Below are 17,708 nucleotides of genomic sequence, written 5' to 3'. Positions count from 1 at the left end.
GCGACCCTGGAGGGGGTCTGAAAGCCGTGCCGATGCTCGTCTACAACCCTGGGCAACCGGATGAGCTGTCCTACCCATTGGGGGACGTGCCCATCACCATTGGCCGCGCGGACGACCAGGGCATCTGCATTCCCCACCGCAGCCTGTCGCGCCAGCACGCCCGCATCGAGTCCTCCGACGGGCGCTTCTTCGTCACCGACCTGCAGAGCAAGAACGGCACGTTCGTCAACGGCGTGCAGATCCGCCGCAAGGAGCTGCGCCCCGGCGACACGCTGACGCTGGGTGACCTCATCTTCCTGCTGACCCACGAAGCACCACCGGCCGCACCCGCGGGCCCGCCCGACGAACCCCGTCCCCAGCTCACGCGCGCGCTCACCCGCGTGCCGCTGAAGACGCTGGTGAAGGCGGTGTCCGGCTCGGAGAAGTCCGCGGAGGAGGCCCCCGGCACGGCCACGCGCGCCCGCGAGCGGATGCGCATCCTCCAGGAGGTGGCGAAGCTCTTGTCCGTCACGGACGACCTGGAGGCGCTGCCCGGCAGGGTGCTGGACCTGGCGTTTCAAATCCTCCACGTGGAGCGGGGCGTCATCCTGCTCATGGACGAGGGCACGGGGAAGCTGGAGCCGCGCGTGACGAAGACGGCCGAGGGCACGGCCGTGCGCGGGCCCATCTACAGCCAGAACATCGTGGACTTCGTGTTGCGCAGGAGCGTGGCGGCGCTCTTCTCCGACGCGGTGAATGATCCGCGCCTGGGCGCCGCGGAGTCCGTCATCTTCAGCTCCATCCGCGCCTCCATGTGCGTGCCGCTCAAGCCCCGCGACGAGGTGCTGGGCGTGCTCTACGTGGACAACGTCTCCACGCCCAAGAGCTTCTCCGAGGACGACCTGGAGTTCCTCGTCGCGTTCGCGGGGCAGGCGGCGCTCGCGCTGGAGAACGCGAGGCTCTACCGCCGCATCGAGCAGGAGACGGTGCAGCGCATGCAGCTCATCATGGACGCGAAGCTGGCCTCGCTCGCGGCGCTGGTGGGCGGCATGGCGCACGAGCTGCGCAACCCGCTCAACTTCATCAGCAACTTCGCCGGCCTCTCCGTGGGCCTCACGGAGGACCTGGCCAGCGTGCTGGAGCCGCAGCGCGAACGGCTGACGGTGGGCTCCGCGAGCGACGTGGATGAAGCGCTCGCGTGCCTGCGCACCAACGTGCAGAAGATCAACGAGCACGGCCGCCGCGCGGACGCGCTCATCCAGAACATGCTCCAGCACGCGCGCCGCTCGCCCGGTCCGCGCGAGCTGGTGGAGCTGAACGCGCTGGTCGCGGAGAGCATCGCGCTGGGACAGGGCGGCATGCGCGGCGAACCGCTGACCGTCCACCTGGATGCCGAGTACGACCCGGACGTGGGACGGCTGGAGTTGAGTCGCGCGGACGTGGGCCGCGTCATCATCAACGTCGTGGACAACGCGCTCTACGCCATGCGTCAGAAGCGCCAGACGCAGGGGGCCACGTACGTGCCGGTGCTCAAGGTTCGCACCCTCGCGCGTCAGGAGCAGGTGGAGGTCCGGCTGCGCGACAACGGGCCGGGCATCCCCGTGGAGAGTGCGGGAAGAATCTTCGACCCCTTCTTCACCACGAAGCCACCAGGGCAGGGGACGGGGCTGGGGCTGTCGCTCAGCCATGACATCATCGTGCAGGGCCATCAGGGCACGTTCCGCATGGAGTCGGTGCCGGGTGAGTTCACGGAGTTCGTCATCACCCTGCCCAGGCGGGGGGGACGGTCATCAATGGAGCGAGGCTCGGGAACGCGATGAAGAACCCAATGGATCCCCAGCTGTTGGAAGCCTTCCAGGGCCGGTACGAACTCCTTTCGGAGCTGGGCGAGGGCGGCTTCGGCCGCGTCTACAAGGCCCGCCAGGTGACCACCGGCCAGAACGTGGCGGTGAAGCTCCTGCGCCTGACGGACGGCGCGACGCCAGAGTCCGTGGAGCGCCGCAGCGCGCGCTTCGAGCGCGAGATGAAGCTGTGCGCGCAGATGCACCACCCGAACATCGTGCGGCTCATCGATTCAGGCCGCGCGCAGGGCGGCGCCGTCTACTCCATCTTCGAGTTCGTGCCAGGGAAGAACCTGGCGCAGGTGCTCGCGGAGGAGGGCGTGTTGGATCCGGTGGAGACGCGCCACCTGATGCTCCAGCTGCTGGACGCGCTGGCGTGCGCGCACGCGCAGAACGTGGTGCACCGCGACCTGAAGCCCGCGAACATCATGGTCGTGCCCACCGGCGCCCGCCGCAACGCGCTGGTGCTGGACTTCGGCATCGGGTCGGTGACGGACGAGCTGACGCGCACGGAAGCGCAGCCGCGCATCACGTCCACCAATGAATCGCTGGGCACGCCGTCGTACGCGGCGCCGGAGCAGCTTCGCGGGCAGGCGCCCACGCCGCGCTCGGACCTGTACGCGTGGGGGCTGGTGTTCCTGGAGTGCCTCACCGGCCGCCGCATCTTCGAGGGCGCCACCGTCGCGGAGGTCATCTTCCAGCAGCTCTCCTCGGAGCCGGTGCCCATTCCGCCGGCCATCGCCGCGCACCCGCTGGGCAAGCTGCTCCAGCGCGTCACCTCGAAGGACCCGTCCCAGCGCACCGTGTCCGCGGAGGTGCTGCTGCGCCAGCTGGAGGCGGTGGACGTGTCCAACCTGCCGCGCCGGCCCTCGCCCGTGCGCATCCAGCCCGCGGCCCCCAACGCGGAGACGGCGACGGTGGAGCTGTCCAGCCGCACGCCCAACGCCGTGTCCACGCGCTCGCGCCGGTGGGCGGAGGGTGCGCGTCGGCAGCTGACGGTGGTGTGCTGCACGCTGTCCGCCACGCAGACGACGCCGGGGCCGGTGGACATCGAGGAGCTGGACCATGTGCTGGGCGCCCAGCAGGAGGTCTGCATCGAGATCGCCCGGCGCTACAACGGCCACATCGCCAGCGCGTTGGGCGACATCGTCCTCTTCTATTTTGGCTATCCGGCGGCGCGGGAGGACGACGCGCGGCGAGCGGCGCAGGCGGCGCTGGATATGGTGGCGGAGGTGAAGCGGCGCGGCCGTGCCATCGAGGCCGAGCGCGGCACGCGGGTGGAGATCCGCGTGGGCCTGCACACGGGCCTGGTGGTGTCGCGTGAGCAGCGGGATCCCACGCTCTCTGGCCTGGGCTTCGTGGTGGGCACCACGCCGAAGCTGGCCTTCCGGCTGTCCACGTCCGCGCCTTCGGGCGCCATCCTCGTCACGGGTGACACGCAGCAGTTGGTGCGCAAGCACTTCCCGTTGGACCCCGCGCCCGCGTCCCCGAACGAGCTGTTGCCCCCGGGCCTGGAGACGTTCGTGCTCCAGGGCGCGGACGCGACGTGGAGCGGCACCGACGACGCGCTCTCGCTGGTGGGCCGTTCACGCGAGCTGGACCTGGTGCTGTCGCGCTGGGAGCAGGCGCGCTCGGGGCAGGGGCAGGCGGTGCTCATCACCGGTGAGCCGGGCATCGGCAAGTCTCGCCTCATGCGCGAGCTGGGAGACCGGCTGGGCGCGGAGCCCCATACGTGGCTGGAGTCCCGCTGCACGGAGGACAGCTCCGGTCAGGCGTATGCCCCCGTGGTGGACCTGCTCACGCGGATGCTGGACCCGAACCGCGACCTGCCGCCGGAGGGCCGGCTGACGGGCCTGGAGGCGCTACTGTCCGGCTACAGCTTCGAGCTGCCGGAGACGCTGCCCCTGTTCGCGTCGCTGCTGTCCCTGCCGCTGCCGCCGGAGCGCTGGGCTCCGCTGGACGTGTCGCCATTGAAGCACCGGGAGCTCACGCGCAACGCGCTGCTCGCGTTCCTCGCCGCGATGGCGGAGCGCCAGCCCGTGGTGCTGGCGCTGGAGGACCTGCACTGGGCGGACCCGTCCACGCTGGAATTGCTCAAGGCGCTGGTGGAGGAGGTGTCCTCGTCGCGCCTGCTCGCCGTGTTCAGCTCGCGGCCGGAGCTGGAGCCGCCCTGGGCCGCGTCGGCGGTGACGCAGGTGCAGCTGGGCGCGCTGGCTCGCGGGGAGGTGGAGCGGCTGGCCACCGCCGCCGTGGGAGGCCCGCTCTCGCCGGAGGCGTTGGAGGAGATCGCCACGCGCACGGACGGCATCCCGCTGTTCGTGGAGGAGTTGGTGCGCACGCTGCGCGAGTCCGGCGCGCTGGTGGAGCGCGAGGGCCGCTTCGCGCTGGATGCCAGCAAGGCGGGCCCCGCGGTGCCGGGCACGCTGCGCGATCTGCTCGTCGCGCGCCTGGACCGGCTGGGCCGCGCCAAGGAGACCGCGCAGATCGCCTCCGTGCTGGGCCGTGAGCTGACGCATGAGCTGCTGCGCCACGTGAGCCCGCTGACGCCCGACGCGCTGGAGGCGGACCTGGAGCGGCTGGTGGGCTCGGGGCTGCTGCACCGCAAGCGCCGGCCGAAGGGGCCCGTGTACCTCTTCAAGCACGCGCTGGTGCGGGACGCGGCCTACGACTCCATGCTCAAGCGGTACCGCCAGCAGATGCACGCGAAGACGGCGGAGGCGATGGAGGCGCACTTCCAGGAACAGGTGGAGTCGCGGCCGGATCTGCTCGCGCACCACTGGGCCGCCGCGAACCTGAAGCGCAAGGCCATCATCTACGCGCAGAAGGCCGCGTTCGCCGCGCTGGTGCGCTCCGCCTACCTGGAGGCCATCCTCTTCGCCCGGCTGGGCCTGTCGTGGCTGGACGCCATCGACGACCCGGTGGAGCGCGCGCAGCTGGAGCTGAGCCTCAACGGTGTGCTCGCGCCGGCGCTGATGTCCACGCAGGGCTGGCGCTCGCAGGACCTGCGCAACGTGGCCGAGCGCTCACTGGAGCTGCTCTTCACGGTGGGAGAGAGCCCCTACGCGGCACCGACGCTGTGGGTCCTCTCCATCTTCTACCACCTGGGAGGTGACCAGCGCCGGGTGCGAGGATTGTTGGACCGGTTGGTCGCGCTCGCGCAGCGCACCGGAGACGCGGGCCAGGAGGCGGTGGCGCTCACCATCCTCTCCAACATCGAGCTGCTGGAAGGCCGCCTGGGCGAGGCGAAGGCGAAGGCGGACCGGTGCCTGGCGCTGTTCGACCCGGTCGCGCACCGGATGCACCGCATCCTCTACGGACAGGACACGCGCGTGGGCGGCGAGTCCGTGCTGTGCCGGGGGAAGTGGCTTTTGGGCTTCCCGGACCAGGCGAAGGCGCACGGCGAGGCCGCGGTGGCGTGGGGCCGCGAGCTGAACCACGGCACCAGCATTGGCCTGTCGTTCATCTACCTGCTGTTGATTGCCCAGGAGCACGGCGACCGGACGGAGGCGCTCCAGCTCATCTCCCAGCACACGGAGCTGTCCCACCGCTACGGCCTGCTGGAGCAGTCAGTCTACGTGGGCATCCTGCGCGCATGGGCCATGAAGGACCTGGAGGCGATGCGGCGCAGCATCGCGCTTCGCGAGGCGTTCGGTACGGAGATGGATCAGCCGGCGTACTACGCCATGCTCGCGGAGCTGGAGCTGGAGCTGGGCCATGTGGAGGCAGCGCTCGCCTCCGTGGAGCGCGGACGGCAGCGCGCGCAGGCCCTGGGCGAGGCGTACCACGAGTCCAAGATGCTTCACGTCAAGGGGCGCGTGCTGCTGCAGCGGGATGGAAACACTGCACTCTCCGCGGAGACGTGCTTCCGGCAGGCGGCGGAGGTGGCACACGCACAGGGCGCGCGGATGCGGGAGTTGCAGGCCGTCACCGCCCTGGCACGGGTGCTCCAGGCATCCGGGCGACAGGAAGAAGCCCGGCAACGCCTGCAAACGGTCTACAGTACCTTCTCCGAAGGATGGGGAACCCCGCCCGTCTCGGAGGCCCGCGCGCTGTTGGATGCGCTGGGAGGAGAAGGCTGACATGAGCAAGAAGAAGCCGGAGTCGAAGGCCGCGCCCGCACGGGCCCGTCCGGTGGCGCGCAAGCCCACGCGGGGTCCGGAGTCCAAGGCCTCGGTGAATGACTGGCAGGCCGTGTGGATGCGCGCCGTCGCGCTCGCGTGGAAGGAGCCCGAGTTCGAGGCGGCCCTCCAGAAGGATCCGCGCCAGGCCCTCAAGAAGCGCTTCGACTTCGACCTGCCCGCCAGCATCCACCTGAAGGTCGTCCCCTCCACCGCGAAGGACGCGGTGACGGACGGCACCTGGAAGGTGAACAACGCGGAGGTGGAGCTGCACCTGCCGAAGAAGCCGGCGGACGTGGCGGACCACGCCGTGGCGCTCTCCAGCCTCACCGACACCTACGGCCGCTCGCACTGCTGCGGCAGCCCCTGCTGCTGAACGGCGCACGGGGCGCTCAGCGGTCCGGAGAGTCTCCTCCCGACACCGCGAAGGCGCCCACGCTGGCCTCGCCGAAGCCGTCCACGCCCGCCACGCGCTGGAAGAAGTCCGGATCGCTCCGGCCCAGCGCGTAGGGCCGCAGTCCCTGCGCGGTGGACACCAGGTAGAGCGTCTGCACCAACGCTCCCGTGTCCTGCAGCACCAGCGAGTACGCCAGCGTCTCGTACTTCCACGCGAGCCGGGGCACGCGCGCGGCCACCACCATCAACACCTCCGGCCGATCGAAGGGCTCCACCGGTGCACGGGCTTCGTCCAGCAGCGCGTGGAACTCGGGCGTGGGGCCGCTCAGCTTCTCCAGCCGGTGGCCCAGCGGGTCGTAGTGGTAGGCGCCCGGGGCCAGGCCCTGGCACTCGCCCACCATGGGGTAGAGCTCCAGCGCGTACGCCGCGCCCGCGCCGGGGTAGGGCCGGTCGGTGACTTCACCGTCCTGCGTGGTGCGCACTTCGCGCACGCGCGCGGCGCGGTAGAGCAGCTCGCCCAGCTGCTTCACGGTGAGCGGTGAAGCGCCACGGCCTCGCAGGCTGCGGCGGTCCTCCAGCACCTCCGTGAAGGAGCGGTCGCCGCCAGCACGCAGCGCCTCCAGGTCCGGCCGGTACAGCTCCACGACCTCCTCGGTCACGGTGGGCTTGAGGGCGGGAGGGTTGGGCAGCTCTCCCCGGAAGCGGTAGGTGGCCCCGGCGCGCGTCTGGTGGCCCCAGCCGCGTGAGCGCAGGTGGAAGAGCAGGTCGTGCGGCTCCCACTGCTTGAGCGCCGTCTGCGTCTCCTCCGACGCCGGCACGTCCAGTCCGTTGGGGACCAGGATGCCTGTCTCGGCAAGCAGGCGCACCAGCTCGCGCAGCGTGAAGGACTCGATGCCGGTGTTGAACTGGTTCAGCCGCGCCAGCAGCGTGGGGCGGGCCATGTCGAAGAGCAGCGACACCACGCGCCGGTCATGCAGCGCAGCGGTGGCGTGCACCGTGGGGCAGTCCAGCACCGCGCGGCCCTCCGCCATGCGCGTATGAGCGAAGCGTGACAGCTGCAGCGGTTGGGCCGCGTCGAACGTCGCGCGGTGGCGCAGGAACGATGCGGACGCGGGCGTGAGCGTCAGGAGCAGGTTGCCGCGCTCCTCCACCGTCCACGACAGCAGGCCGCCATCTCCAGCCAGGTCCAGCCAGTACCACGCGAGCGTCGTGTCCGAGCCCGCGGCGGCCGGCACCTCCGTCTCGTGGATGCCTCCGTCCGCGAGCGACTCGAAGACGGCGCGCACACCGGGGGCCAGCGGGCCCAACCGCAGTGAGCGGCCAGGGCCCTCCACGCGCGCGTCCTCCGCGTCGGGGCAACGCAGCGCCACACCTTCGGCGAGCGACAATCTCATTCGTGATGCCTCACGGTTCCACACCGTAGAACCGAGTCGGGTTTTCCCAGAGAACCTTTCGTAGACGACTTTCGGTCATCACGTCACGCAAGGACAGCATCGCACCCAGTACATCCTCGCCGTGGTCGAGATGCGGGAAGTCGCTTCCGAAAACCAATCGGTCCTCCGGGAGGTGGCGCATCATGTCAGACAAGTACGGCTCGTCCGGTTCCATGGAAACGAAGCAGTGCTGGCGCAGGTAGGTTGAAGGGAGCTGTCGGATGGTGGCGGAGACCTCTGCACCCACAGCGCGATATTCCTCATCCAAACGCCACGCCCAGTACGGCAGCCAGCCGCAGCCCGCCTCCATGGCGCCAATGCGCAAGGCCGGGTGCCGCTCCAGCACGCCCCCCTGGAGGAGCGCGAGCAGCCCCATCATCAGCTCCATGGGGTGGGCGCACACGTGGTTGGCGAAGCGGGTGTCGAAGCGGTCCGCGCCCGCGGACGGCACGTAGACGTGGCCGCTGCCGTGGAGGACCACCGCGAGTGAGAGCTTCTCGCACTCGGACCAGAAGGGCTCATAGGCGGCGTCCGACAGGAGCCTGCCTCCGATGGGGTTGGGGCGCACCATGACGCCGCCCCAGCCGAAGCCCGCGACGCGGCGGACCTCCGCGACCATGGCCTCCGGCTGGTGCCGGCTGATGAGTCCCACGCCACGCAGGCGCTCCGGCTGGTGCGCGCAGAAGCCATGCAGCCAGGTGTTGTAGACGGACGCGAACGCGGTGGCGACGCGGGGCTCGAGCGGGGAGAAGCCCTCCAGGAGCAACGCATAGGTGGGGAAGAGGGCCGCCATGTCCACGCCGTCGCGATCCATCTGGGCCAGGTACACGTCCGGCCGCTGCAGCAACTCATTGCGCCCCAGCTGCGCGTAGGAGCGCGCGGAGAACTCCAGCCAGGCCTTCTCCGGCATGTGGTTCCACAGCGGCTTGCCGTCCACTTCCGGCAGGGGAAGCACGGGCAGCAGGCCCTGGGGGCCCAGCCGCGCCAGGCGCTCCTCCAGCGTTTCCTCTGGAAGGCGTCCCAGGCGGGGCGCGTGCCGGCGCAGGCCGGGCTCCAGCTGCTCCGCCCACAGGTTCAGCGGCTCCAGGACGTGCCGGTCCGCGTCGAAGATGTGAAAGCTGTCGCGCATCCGTCAGGGTCCCCAGCTCGCGAGCTCGTCGCGCACGTCCTTGAGCAGTGCTTCCAGCAGGCCGGTGCGGCGCGCCTGGGTGCGGAGGGCCTGCTCCTCCGAGACCTCCAGCGTACCCGGATGGCCACCGCGCGCCGCCACCTGCCGGTCGCACAGCTCGCGAAGGAATTCGTGGTGCTGCGGCTGGAGCGCCTGGAAGCCTTCGCCCCAGCGGGCGACGAAGTCCACCAGCACGTCGCGTGAAGCCTCCGGCACTTCTCGGCGGTCCGGCAGGTCGCGGCTCAGGCGCACGAAGAGGTCCGGGAACACGTCGCGCATCGCGGTGGCGAAGCCTGGCGGGACGTAGACGGGCTGCGTGTCCGGGACGAGGTCGCCCTGGCGCTCGGCGGCCAGCACCGCGTCGAAGTCCGTGAAGAGTCGCTCATGGCGGCGGCGCTCGTTCTGGTTGCGCGCGAGGAAGAACACCGCGCGTGGCAGCATCGCTGGGGCGGTGCGGCGCACCTGGGCGAGCGTGTCTCCCAGGGCATGGCGCTCGGATGGCGTCAGGGCCCAGGCGCCGGTGGCCTCGAGCAGGAAGCGGTCGGTGACGGCCTCCGGCCAGTGGGGCTCCTCCACCTGGGGCGGGCGCTGGATGCCGGCGATGAACCCCCGGATGCGCTCGCAGGCGGCGTCCCAGGTGGACAGCCGCTCCACCAGGTCGCGGAAGCCTTCGAGCAGCTGGGGCCGCGTCATGCCCAGGGGCATCACGTTGAGCACGATGGCGCCCCGGTCCTTCGCGTGCGCCTTGCGGGGCGTGGCGAGCCGGCCTTCCGCGCGCAGCCGCGTCCACAGCTTGGTGCCGCGCGGAGCCTGGAGCGGTGCCACCACCACCCAGGGCAGGTGCGTGCGCTGGATGTTCGCGTGCAGCGAATCGAAGACCGCGGGCGTGTCGTGGTCAAATCCGACGATGAAGCTGCCCCGGGGCCCGATGCCGTGCGCCTGGATGCGCAAGAGGTCGCCCACGAGGTCCGCGCGCACGTTCTGGTGCTTCTGTGCTTCCTTGAGCGCGCCGATGTCGAAGGACTCGATGCCCAGGACGATGGTGTAGAAGTTCGCGTCCGCCATGCCTTCCAGCAGCGCGGCGTCGCGGCTCAGGTTCATCGTCACCTGGGTGAAGAAGCGCAGCGGACGGGGTAGGGCGCGGTTGAGGGGCACGAGCCCCGCGAGCACCTCCTTCGCGTACGCCGCGTCGCCGATGAACTCGTCGTCCGCGAAGAAGACGCCTTCGGCTCCGAGCGCCGCGTGGGCGCGCACCTCGTCCAGCACTCGGTCCACCGGCTTGTGCCGCTGCTTGCGGCCGTACAGGTAGATGACGTCGCAGAAGGAGCAGTCGAACGGACAGCCGCGCGTGGTCTGCACGGATCCCCACGCATAGCGCGGGAGGTCCGCCGCGATGGCGTCCCAGCGGGGCAGGGGACTTTCGTTCAGCGAGGGCTTGTCGAGCTGCCGGTATTCGGGTGCGTACTCGCCCCCGAGCCAGTCCGCGAGGAAGCGCGGCCAGGTGCGCTCCGCCTCGTTGACGAAGAGGGCGTCGAAGAAGCCCCGGTAGTCCTCCGGCGCGGCGGAGATGGCGGGACCGCCCGCGACCACGGTGGCGCCCAGGTCGCGGAAGTGTCCGCCCAGGAAGCGCGCCTGGTAGGTGAGGGCGGAGTACATCACCGACACACCGACGATGTCGTAGTCCGGCAGCTCCGTGTCCGCGCGCAGCTGGCCGTGCAGTTCTTCGTCCCAGATGTCGACGGTGAAGGCGTCCGGCGTGAGCGCCGCGAGCGTCGCGCAGGCCAGCGGCGTCATCGTCGCGCGCTTCACCAGGCCGCGCTCGGGGTCGAAGTCCTCCGTCTCCCGGTCCACGTGCCGCCGGTCGGGGCCGCACTGGACGAGCAGGATGCGAGGCTTGGGTTCAGGAGGAGGCGCCATCGCTCAGAAGTAGAAGGGCACGGGGTTGAGCTGCGCTTCGGTCTTCGGGGCCTTCAGCCACCCCATCCTCACGGGGACGTCATACAGCCGTCCGGGGCCCAGCCGCGGCCAGAAGTGGCGCAGCCCCGGGACGATGACCTTCACGGCGGATACGCCCACGTCGGGCCGTGATTGCTCCACCACCAGCGTCTCCAGTCCCACGCTCGCGGCCCGCGCCACGCACTCGCGCACGTCGTCCCGCAGGTCGTCATGCCACACGCGCGGAAAATCGGCGCGGACGCGCGCGGGGACCAGGTCGTTGGGAAAGAGCCAGCTGACGTCGCCGTGCGCGCTGGCGTCCCAGGGTGACGGCGACAGGTCCTTCGGGTCGTAGCACTGGGCCACCTCCGTGAGCGCGCGCTGCACGGCGAGCTTCGCGTCGAAGTGGCAACCGCACCCGGCCCAGGCCCGGCCGCGCTCCGGCGACCACACGAGCGCGGCGAACACCGGGATGCCCAGGTCGTGCGTGAGGTCCAACACCGACAACTGGAGGCCGAGCGACTGGTAGTGCGCGCTCACGGACGCGAACCACGGCTCGTCGAAGGAGCGCAGGTCCACGCGCGGACGGCGCAGGCGGTTGTACCACCAGAGCGCCACCGCATCGCGCTCCACCAGCTCCAGGAAGCCCTGGAGGATGGCCTCCTCCACGCAGTTGCCCGCCGCGTTCCCGTTGGAGTTGAAGAAGCAGAACGGCCCGTCTCCGAGCGGGGGCGTGGGCGCGAAGAGGTACGCGAACGACGTGGGCACGTACTTGTGGACCCCGTGCGTGAGTGAATACGCGGGGCTCCAGTCCATGGGTTGATCCGCGTACGGATTGGGCACCGCGGTGCGCATGTCGCAGCTCGCGCTTTCGGGCCGGGCCTGGAACTGCGCGGCGCTGAAGTGCTGGAGCATGTCCGGGTGCACGGCCTGCGCACCCAGCTGGGACGCCGTGGCGTGGACGCGGGGCTCGTCGCCCTGGAACACCGCGCTGTAGCGCTCCAGTGCTTCACACAGCGCGCCCGCGCGGGCCTGGGCCTCCGTGCGGCCCTTGCCGCTGGCCACGCGATGGAAGTCGTCGGAGGCCGGCGCGTCCGTCCACGGGCACACGCGGAAGACGGCGGACTGGATGTGGCCCAGCGGTGCGTCGCCCGGGACCGCGCGCAGGTCGCTCACCACGCCCGTCACCGGACTGATGAGGTGGCGGTGGCGCTCCCAGGTCTGCTCGGGCGTGAGGATGCGGTGGCCGCCGTCGTCGGTGAAGCGCTTGGAGCGCGAGGCCAGTTCCAGGGGCTTCTTCGCACGCGCCTCCATCCAATGGGGGTCGCCGCAATCCGGGCACTGCGGACGCCTCGCCACGGCGTGCGATTCCAGCTGCCAGGTGGCGAAGTCCAGCGTCCACAGCCGCGTCTGTCCCGGGCCTCCAGGTCCGTCCACCACCCACCGGGCCACGAGCGTCGCCGCGAAGGACAGTCCCGCCTTCGCGGTGGTGGGCAGGCCCGTGCGCGGCGGGCGGATGGCGCGCGGCGGGGTGCCCTTGCGCGCGAGGTACTTCTCGATGGGGCGGTTGTCCAACAGCCGCGCCGTGAGGCACGTCCAGCAGGCGCGCTCGCCGGTGCCCACCACCGGGCCCGCATGGCACGCGGTGCCGGACACCTTCAGCGGGAGGAACGCGGCGCCCGCGCTCCGGGCCTCCCGGGCCAGCGCGAGCGCTTCGGTCGACAGGTAGTCGTCCACCAACAGCACGCGGCGGTCGGCGTCCTCGCGCACGTCCAGGCCGGTGTCGCGCAGTGCCTCCTCCAGCCCCTCGCCATCCTCGCCGTCCACCGCGTGCACGGAGACGGACACGTCCAACAGCCGCCCGGCCGCGGTGGCCGCGCCCACGCCCAGCGACTCCCAGAAGCCGGCGACGCTGGCGTCGAAGACGTCGTGTGCCTCCTCCACGTGTCCGCGCTCCTCCAGGAGCGACAGCGCGTAGAGCACCTCCGGCGCGGAGGCCCGTCCCGCCAGCGCGGCGATGACGTTCGCCACGGTGCGCTCGCCATCCAGCAGGGGCACGATGCTCGCGTGCAGCTCCCCCTCCAGCAGGAACTGGGCGCGCTCCCCGACGAGGAACACGCGCCGCGCGTCGAGCACCTCGGCGCGCAGGTGGGGCTTGATGCGGAGGACTCGGTCCATGGGCAGGCGGGCGAGCCTAACCGGGGCCCGCGCTCGTGGATACGACCTGGCCCGGCCTTCCGGGGGCCTGGACTCCGCGTGGTAGAACGCCGCGCATGGCCCGCATCCCATTGACGCAGAGCGCGCGTGTGTCCCCGGCGTCCCTCCACCCCCCGCTCCGGAGCCGCGCCGCCACAGGCAAGGTGGAGGTCACGCTGCTGTTGCGTCACGGGACGCCGCTGCCCACGGTGGAGGAGCTGTGCGCGAACCCGCCGCGCCGCCCGCTCACCCACGACGAGTTCGAGGCGAAGTACGGCACGAACCCGAAGCACCTGGCCGCCGTGCGGCGCTTCGCGAAGAGCTATGGCCTCACCATCACCTCCGAGCGGCGCGACCGGAGCTACGTCGTGCTCCAGGGGTCCACGGCCGCGATTCGCAAGGCCTTCGCGGTGGACCTGCGGCGCTACACCTACGGGAAGACCTCCTACCTGACCCACACGAAGCCGGTGTGCCTGCCGCGCGCGCTGCAAGGCGTGGCGGAGTGGGTCCTGGGCCTGGACACGCGGCCGCTCGTCACCCACAACGCGGCAGCGCTACCCATCCCCGCGGAGATGGCGAAGCAGGCTGGGCTGCGCACGTACACGGCGCCCCATGTGGCCAGCCTCTACCGCTACCCCCGCAACCAGGGGGAAGGCCAGTGCGTGGGCATCATCGAACTGGCGGGCGGCTACAAACAGTCGGACCTGGATGCGTACCTGAAGTCCGTGGGGGTGGAGCGCACGGCGCCGGTGGTGAACGTGGGGCCGAACAAGGCGGGGCTCCTCAACACCGCCTCCAACTCGGAGGTCACCATGGACGTGGAGTTGGTGACCTCGGTGTGTCCGGCCGCGCGCGTCGTCGTCTACAACGCGGGGTCGAAGGACTACTCGCTGCGCGACTACCACCGCGTCCTCGCGGAGGCCATCAGCGACCGGGAGAACCGGCCGTCGGTGCTGACCACCAGCTGGTCCTTCTACGAAGGGTCGCTCATCCAGCAGGGCGAGGAGCTGGCCTTCGAGCGGCTCTTCATCGAGGCGGCGCTCCTGGGCATCACCGTGTGCGCCGCGTCCGGAGACCTGGGCTCGCAGGTGCCGGTGAATGCCCGCTCACCCACGGGCGCCATCACCCTGGCGGCGACGAGCTACCCCGCGGCGAGCGCGCTGGTGCTGGGCTGCGGCGGCACCACGCTGGAGGCGGTGGGCGACGTCCTCCACCACGAGCGCGTGTGGAACCGCCTGGGCGAGGCGATGTCCATGGGCCCCAGCGCCACGGCCGCGGGCGCGAGCAGCGGCGGCGTCAGCACCATGAACGCGCTGCCGCTGTACCAGCAGGGCATGGGCGTGCCGGACCTCGTGAAGTCGTCGTGGAAGAACGGCGTGTTCGAGGTCTCCCGCAGCACCGGCCGAGGCGTGCCGGACGTCGCGGCGAACGCGGACCTGCACACCGGTTATCAAATCGTCTTCAAGGGCCAGCAGGGCGTGGCCGCGGGCACGAGCGCCGCGGCGCCGATGTGGGCCGCGCTCATCGTCCGCCTCAACGAGGCGCTGGGTGAGCGCGTGGGCTTCCTCCACCCCCGGCTGTACGCGCTCGTCACCGAGGGACAGCCTGTCATCCGGCGCATCACCCACGGAGGCAACGGCGCGTACTTCGCCAGCGACGCGACGCTGTGGAACGCGTGCACGGGCCTGGGCACGCCGGACGGCGAAGCGCTGCTCGCGGGCCTGCGCAGGCTCCAGCGTCGCAAGCACTGACGGCCTACACCGCGAGGACTCCTGGTCATGGGGCTGCGCGCCAACCTGAAAGCACTCGTGATGAGCGGAACAGCTTTCAGCCTGATGTTTGGGTACTTTGCCTGGAGCCTTCACGGCACGGAGCAGGCACTGCTGGCCCGGCCGACGGTGCCGGGGCGCATGCTCGCGATCTCGGTGGAACTCGGGGTCGGGAAATCCAGAGACTACTGGAGCGTGAAGCCGCGCTACGCCTATGAGATCAAGGGCCGCTCGTATGTCGGCGAGGACCTGTCCAATTCGCCTCCGAGGGAGTACCGGCTCTGGAACCCCCAGCCGAGCCCGGAGCTGACGCAGTATCTGGCGCGCTACCCGGTGGGCGCCACGGTGCCCGTGCACTACGACCCAAGGATCCCAGGGCGCAGCGTGCTGGAGGTGAACACGGGCGCCGCACTCGGCTTCACGCTGGCCTCGGCGGTGGCGGGCCTGGGCGCGGTGCTGCTGTTCTTGTGGTCCCGACGCGCCGGTTCGCACGCGCGCTGAAGGCCCGGCGTCATCCGCCGGGCCGTGTCGCGTCCCGGATTACTCCAGGATCTGCTCCATGCTCAGGAAGGGCCGGGCGGCGGGGATGTTGCGGCCCTTGCAGACCTCGATGAACTTGTTGGATTCGATCATCTGGGGCGCGGTCTCGTCGTACTGGAGCACCATCACGTGGCGCAGCCAGGGCTCCTGGCCCATGGCGTAGATGAAGACCTCTTTCGGATTGAGGTGATTGAGGATCTCCGTGGCGCGGGCGCTGTCGGAGCCGTTGAGCCGCCGCGACTGATCCATCTTGCGAGGCAGGGGCTGGCTGAGCAGCGGGCCGTACATCCAGCTCATCGGGCCGCCTTCGCACTCCATGCCCAGGTAGAGCGCGTCCAGCGGGCCCACCAGCTTCGACAGGTGCTGGTACATGCGCGGCTCCAGCGCGTTGGAGTCCGCGGCCATCAGCATGGAGCGGCCGGCCAGCCGCACCAGGTGCGCCGTCTTCGCCTGCACCGCCAGGTCGCTGTGCTCGCCGATGAAGGGGATGCCCATCAGCGACCCGCCGGGGATTTTAATCTCCTGCAGGTCGTCGATCTCGATGACGTTCTTGAAGCCCGTCTGCTCCAGCACCAGTCGCAGCGAGGGGTCCGCCAGCGAGTACGCGTTCGAGCGCGGCACCACGATGGTCCCGATGCGGTGACGCAGCTGCAGCAGCGTCTCCATCATCAGGTGGTCCGCGTGGCCGTGGGTGATGAGGACGTAGTCGATTTTCTCCGGCAGGTCCGCGTGGGTGAAGCGCCGCTGGTCCGTGGGGAACTCGTAGCTGATGACGGGGTCGGTGAGGACGGACACCTCACGCGTCTCCATCAGCACGCACGCGTGGCCGAAGTAGCGCACACGCACGCCGGAGCCGGTGTACGGCTCGGGCTTGCGAGGGGCGGTCTCCGTGAAGAGGTCCGCGAAGGCCTCCGAGGCGGTGGACGGCACGCCCAGCATCTCCGCCACCTGCCCGGGACTGCCCGGCGTGTGGCGCATGCGGAAGAGGGCGTCGATGCCCTCGTGCTTGTAGGGCACCTGGAGCCACAGGGGCGAATCGCCCTCCAGGCGCGGGGTGCTGAAGACGTACTTGCGCGCGTCACCGGCCACGCGCATCAGCGAGATGCTCTGCGCGGATTCCTTGTAGAGGCTGCTGCGGTAGAGCAGGGGCTCCATGATGCGGGCGTTGGCGCGGTGGGCCAGGTCGTAGTGCAGCTCCACGAAGCCGCGGAGCATGTCCGGCACCTTGGCGTAGAGCGGCTCCAGGGACTCGCCCTTGGAGCTGGCCAAGAGCTGCTCCAGGTCCGACACGGCCTTGGTGTAGGCCAGCATGTCCGCCTGCTCGCGGGTGGTGCGGTCGAGCAGGGCCTTCACCTCGTTCACGCGCGACACGGGGTGGTTGATGAAGGGGCCGCCCATCAGCGCCGGGTTCTGCAGCGCGGCCACGTGCACGTCCGGGTTCGCGACGAACGACTGCATCAGCTTCAGGTGCAGGCGGGAGACGAACAGCGGCGCCGTGGCGGGCGAGATGAGGTACCACCAGACGTACCACTGGTTGAACAGCGGCTCGATGGCGACATCGGGCTTCAGGTACATCGGGCGGTCGAGCATGGAGGTCTCGCGAAGGTGGGTGCGCAGGCCCCGGGCAGGCCCGGGAGCACGCAGGCCCGCCAATGTCGATGATTCCCGCCCTGACTTCAAGGTGCCGACTTCCGGGCCAGACCTGGAAGGCGGCGGTGGGGCGCGTGGAGACGACGGCGCGGCGGAGTGCGCGGTTCATCGCGTCTCCTTCGCGTGGCGCTTGGCGAGTTGCTGCTCCAGTTCTTGGCGAAGCCGTTCCGCGCGCTGGGGTTCAGGAGGCTGGTAGGAGGTGGCCAGGAAGGACATGAGCGTGTCCATGTCCGAGGGCGCCAGCAGGCGGGTGTCGCAGCCGGTGTCGGGCTTCAGGCGCGATGTCTCAGTTCATGACGCCGAGAAGAACTGGGAGCCACGGGCCCTGCCTGTGCTGAGCGCCGAAGAGGTGCAGGGCGACGTCGGCAGTCTCGGGGAGCGCTGCACGTATCGGGGCGGACGCCTCGTGCATCCGGGCTCCGTCTCACGCAAGGACCCGCCCTGCCAGCCGCGGGTTTCGAGAGCGCGCTGAATGGGATGTCAGAAGCAGGGCGAACCTGGCGTCGAGCGCCGTCCCATGCTGCTCGAATTGGCGGTGGGTGATGCCTATGGCGCGGGCTTCGAATTCGCGCCGGGGATGCACGGCCGGGCAGGGGCTTGCCGCCTGTGCAGCCGAGTGCTCCACCCCGTGTAGCGGGCTGCACACCCGGCGGGGGCGCGGGGCGGCGGCCGGGCCCAACCCC

Annotated in this window: 12 protein-coding genes; 6 read left to right on the top strand and 6 right to left on the bottom strand. The window is 70.5% G+C overall.

Annotation, left to right across the window (positions count from 1 at the left end):
- The first annotated feature begins 32 nt into the window (after nt 1-32).
- From D7Y11_RS09535 to D7Y11_RS09525, 3 genes are read left to right on the top strand one after another with little or no spacing between them, the layout of a single operon-like run.
- On the top strand, nt 33-1,799 hold the full coding sequence (locus D7Y11_RS09535) for an FHA domain-containing protein (RefSeq protein ID WP_121754913.1): 1,767 nt from the start codon (nt 33-35) through the stop codon (nt 1,797-1,799).
- Between the two features lie 8 nt (nt 1,800-1,807).
- Entirely contained in the window at nt 1,808-5,899 is a 4,092-nt protein-coding gene (locus D7Y11_RS09530; protein ID WP_233607249.1) for a TOMM system kinase/cyclase fusion protein, read from the top strand.
- 1 nt (nt 5,900) lies between these two features.
- Complete coding sequence (locus D7Y11_RS09525) at nt 5,901-6,314, top strand: BMA_0021/BMA_0022 family TOMM bacteriocin (protein WP_158620662.1); 414 nt, start codon at nt 5,901-5,903, stop codon at nt 6,312-6,314.
- Nucleotides 6,315-6,330: 16 nt separating this feature from the next.
- Here the strand turns inward: D7Y11_RS09525 and D7Y11_RS09520 are convergent, their stop codons facing one another.
- The 4 genes from D7Y11_RS09520 to D7Y11_RS09505 are packed head-to-tail and all read right to left on the bottom strand — an operon-like array spanning nt 6,331 to nt 13,048.
- Nucleotides 6,331-7,728, bottom strand: coding sequence for a SagB family peptide dehydrogenase (locus tag D7Y11_RS09520; protein ID WP_126933531.1), 1,398 nt, complete (start codon nt 7,726-7,728; stop codon nt 6,331-6,333).
- A gap of 10 nt (nt 7,729-7,738) precedes the next feature.
- Nucleotides 7,739-8,896, bottom strand: a complete 1,158-nt coding sequence (locus D7Y11_RS09515; RefSeq protein WP_126933530.1) for an amidohydrolase family protein — start codon at nt 8,894-8,896, stop codon at nt 7,739-7,741.
- A 3-nt stretch (nt 8,897-8,899) separates the two neighbouring features.
- Nucleotides 8,900-10,852, bottom strand: a complete 1,953-nt coding sequence (locus tag D7Y11_RS09510; RefSeq protein WP_126933529.1) for a radical SAM protein — start codon at nt 10,850-10,852, stop codon at nt 8,900-8,902.
- 3 nt (nt 10,853-10,855) lie between these two features.
- Nucleotides 10,856-13,048, bottom strand: coding sequence for a TOMM precursor leader peptide-binding protein (locus D7Y11_RS09505; protein ID WP_126933528.1), 2,193 nt, complete (start codon nt 13,046-13,048; stop codon nt 10,856-10,858).
- Nucleotides 13,049-13,143: 95 nt separating this feature from the next.
- Between D7Y11_RS09505 and D7Y11_RS09500 the strand changes: the two genes are divergently transcribed.
- A complete protein-coding gene (locus D7Y11_RS09500; RefSeq protein ID WP_126933527.1) occupies nt 13,144-14,817 on the top strand; it encodes a protease pro-enzyme activation domain-containing protein in 1,674 nt (557 codons plus the stop codon).
- 27 nt (nt 14,818-14,844) lie between these two features.
- A complete protein-coding gene (locus tag D7Y11_RS09495; protein ID WP_120580822.1) occupies nt 14,845-15,336 on the top strand; it encodes a DUF3592 domain-containing protein in 492 nt (163 codons plus the stop codon).
- Between the two features lie 39 nt (nt 15,337-15,375).
- Here the strand turns inward: D7Y11_RS09495 and D7Y11_RS09490 are convergent, their stop codons facing one another.
- Entirely contained in the window at nt 15,376-16,965 is a 1,590-nt protein-coding gene (locus D7Y11_RS09490; RefSeq protein WP_121755755.1) for an MBL fold metallo-hydrolase, read from the bottom strand.
- Between the two features lie 165 nt (nt 16,966-17,130).
- A complete protein-coding gene (locus D7Y11_RS44940) occupies nt 17,131-17,253 on the bottom strand; it encodes a hypothetical protein (RefSeq protein WP_255424690.1) in 123 nt (40 codons plus the stop codon).
- Nucleotides 17,254-17,497: 244 nt separating this feature from the next.
- On the opposite strand from D7Y11_RS44940, the gene D7Y11_RS43225 reads away from it, so the two are divergent.
- The gene (locus tag D7Y11_RS43225; protein WP_158641914.1) at nt 17,498-17,659 is read left to right on the top strand and encodes a hypothetical protein; all 162 of its coding nucleotides are present in this window, start codon (nt 17,498-17,500) and stop codon (nt 17,657-17,659) included.
- The last annotated feature ends 49 nt before the right edge of the window (nt 17,660-17,708 follow it).

This window comes from Corallococcus sp. AB018 (assembly GCF_003986945.1).
GTDB lineage: Bacteria > Myxococcota > Myxococcia > Myxococcales > Myxococcaceae > Corallococcus > Corallococcus exiguus.
The sequence above is the reverse complement of the archived record's forward strand: the minus strand, read 5'-3'. Positions and strand labels throughout refer to the sequence as shown.

Coding starts and splice junctions, on each gene's coding strand:
- D7Y11_RS09530 (WP_233607249.1), top strand. CDS start 1,808: ATGGATCCCCAGCTGTTGGAAGCCTTCCAGGGCCGGTACGAACTCCTT.
- D7Y11_RS09510 (WP_126933529.1), bottom strand. CDS start 10,852: ATGGCGCCTCCTCCTGAACCCAAGCCTCGCATCCTGCTCGTCCAGTGC.
- D7Y11_RS09520 (WP_126933531.1), bottom strand. CDS start 7,728: ATGAGATTGTCGCTCGCCGAAGGTGTGGCGCTGCGTTGCCCCGACGCG.
- D7Y11_RS09500 (WP_126933527.1), top strand. CDS start 13,144: ATGGCCCGCATCCCATTGACGCAGAGCGCGCGTGTGTCCCCGGCGTCC.
- D7Y11_RS09515 (WP_126933530.1), bottom strand. CDS start 8,896: ATGCGCGACAGCTTTCACATCTTCGACGCGGACCGGCACGTCCTGGAG.
- D7Y11_RS43225 (WP_158641914.1), top strand. CDS start 17,498: ATGGGATGTCAGAAGCAGGGCGAACCTGGCGTCGAGCGCCGTCCCATG.
- D7Y11_RS09495 (WP_120580822.1), top strand. CDS start 14,845: ATGGGGCTGCGCGCCAACCTGAAAGCACTCGTGATGAGCGGAACAGCT.
- D7Y11_RS09490 (WP_121755755.1), bottom strand. CDS start 16,965: ATGCTCGACCGCCCGATGTACCTGAAGCCCGATGTCGCCATCGAGCCG.
- D7Y11_RS44940 (WP_255424690.1), bottom strand. CDS start 17,253: ATGGACACGCTCATGTCCTTCCTGGCCACCTCCTACCAGCCTCCTGAA.
- D7Y11_RS09505 (WP_126933528.1), bottom strand. CDS start 13,048: ATGGACCGAGTCCTCCGCATCAAGCCCCACCTGCGCGCCGAGGTGCTC.
- D7Y11_RS09525 (WP_158620662.1), top strand. CDS start 5,901: ATGAGCAAGAAGAAGCCGGAGTCGAAGGCCGCGCCCGCACGGGCCCGT.
- D7Y11_RS09535 (WP_121754913.1), top strand. CDS start 33: ATGCTCGTCTACAACCCTGGGCAACCGGATGAGCTGTCCTACCCATTG.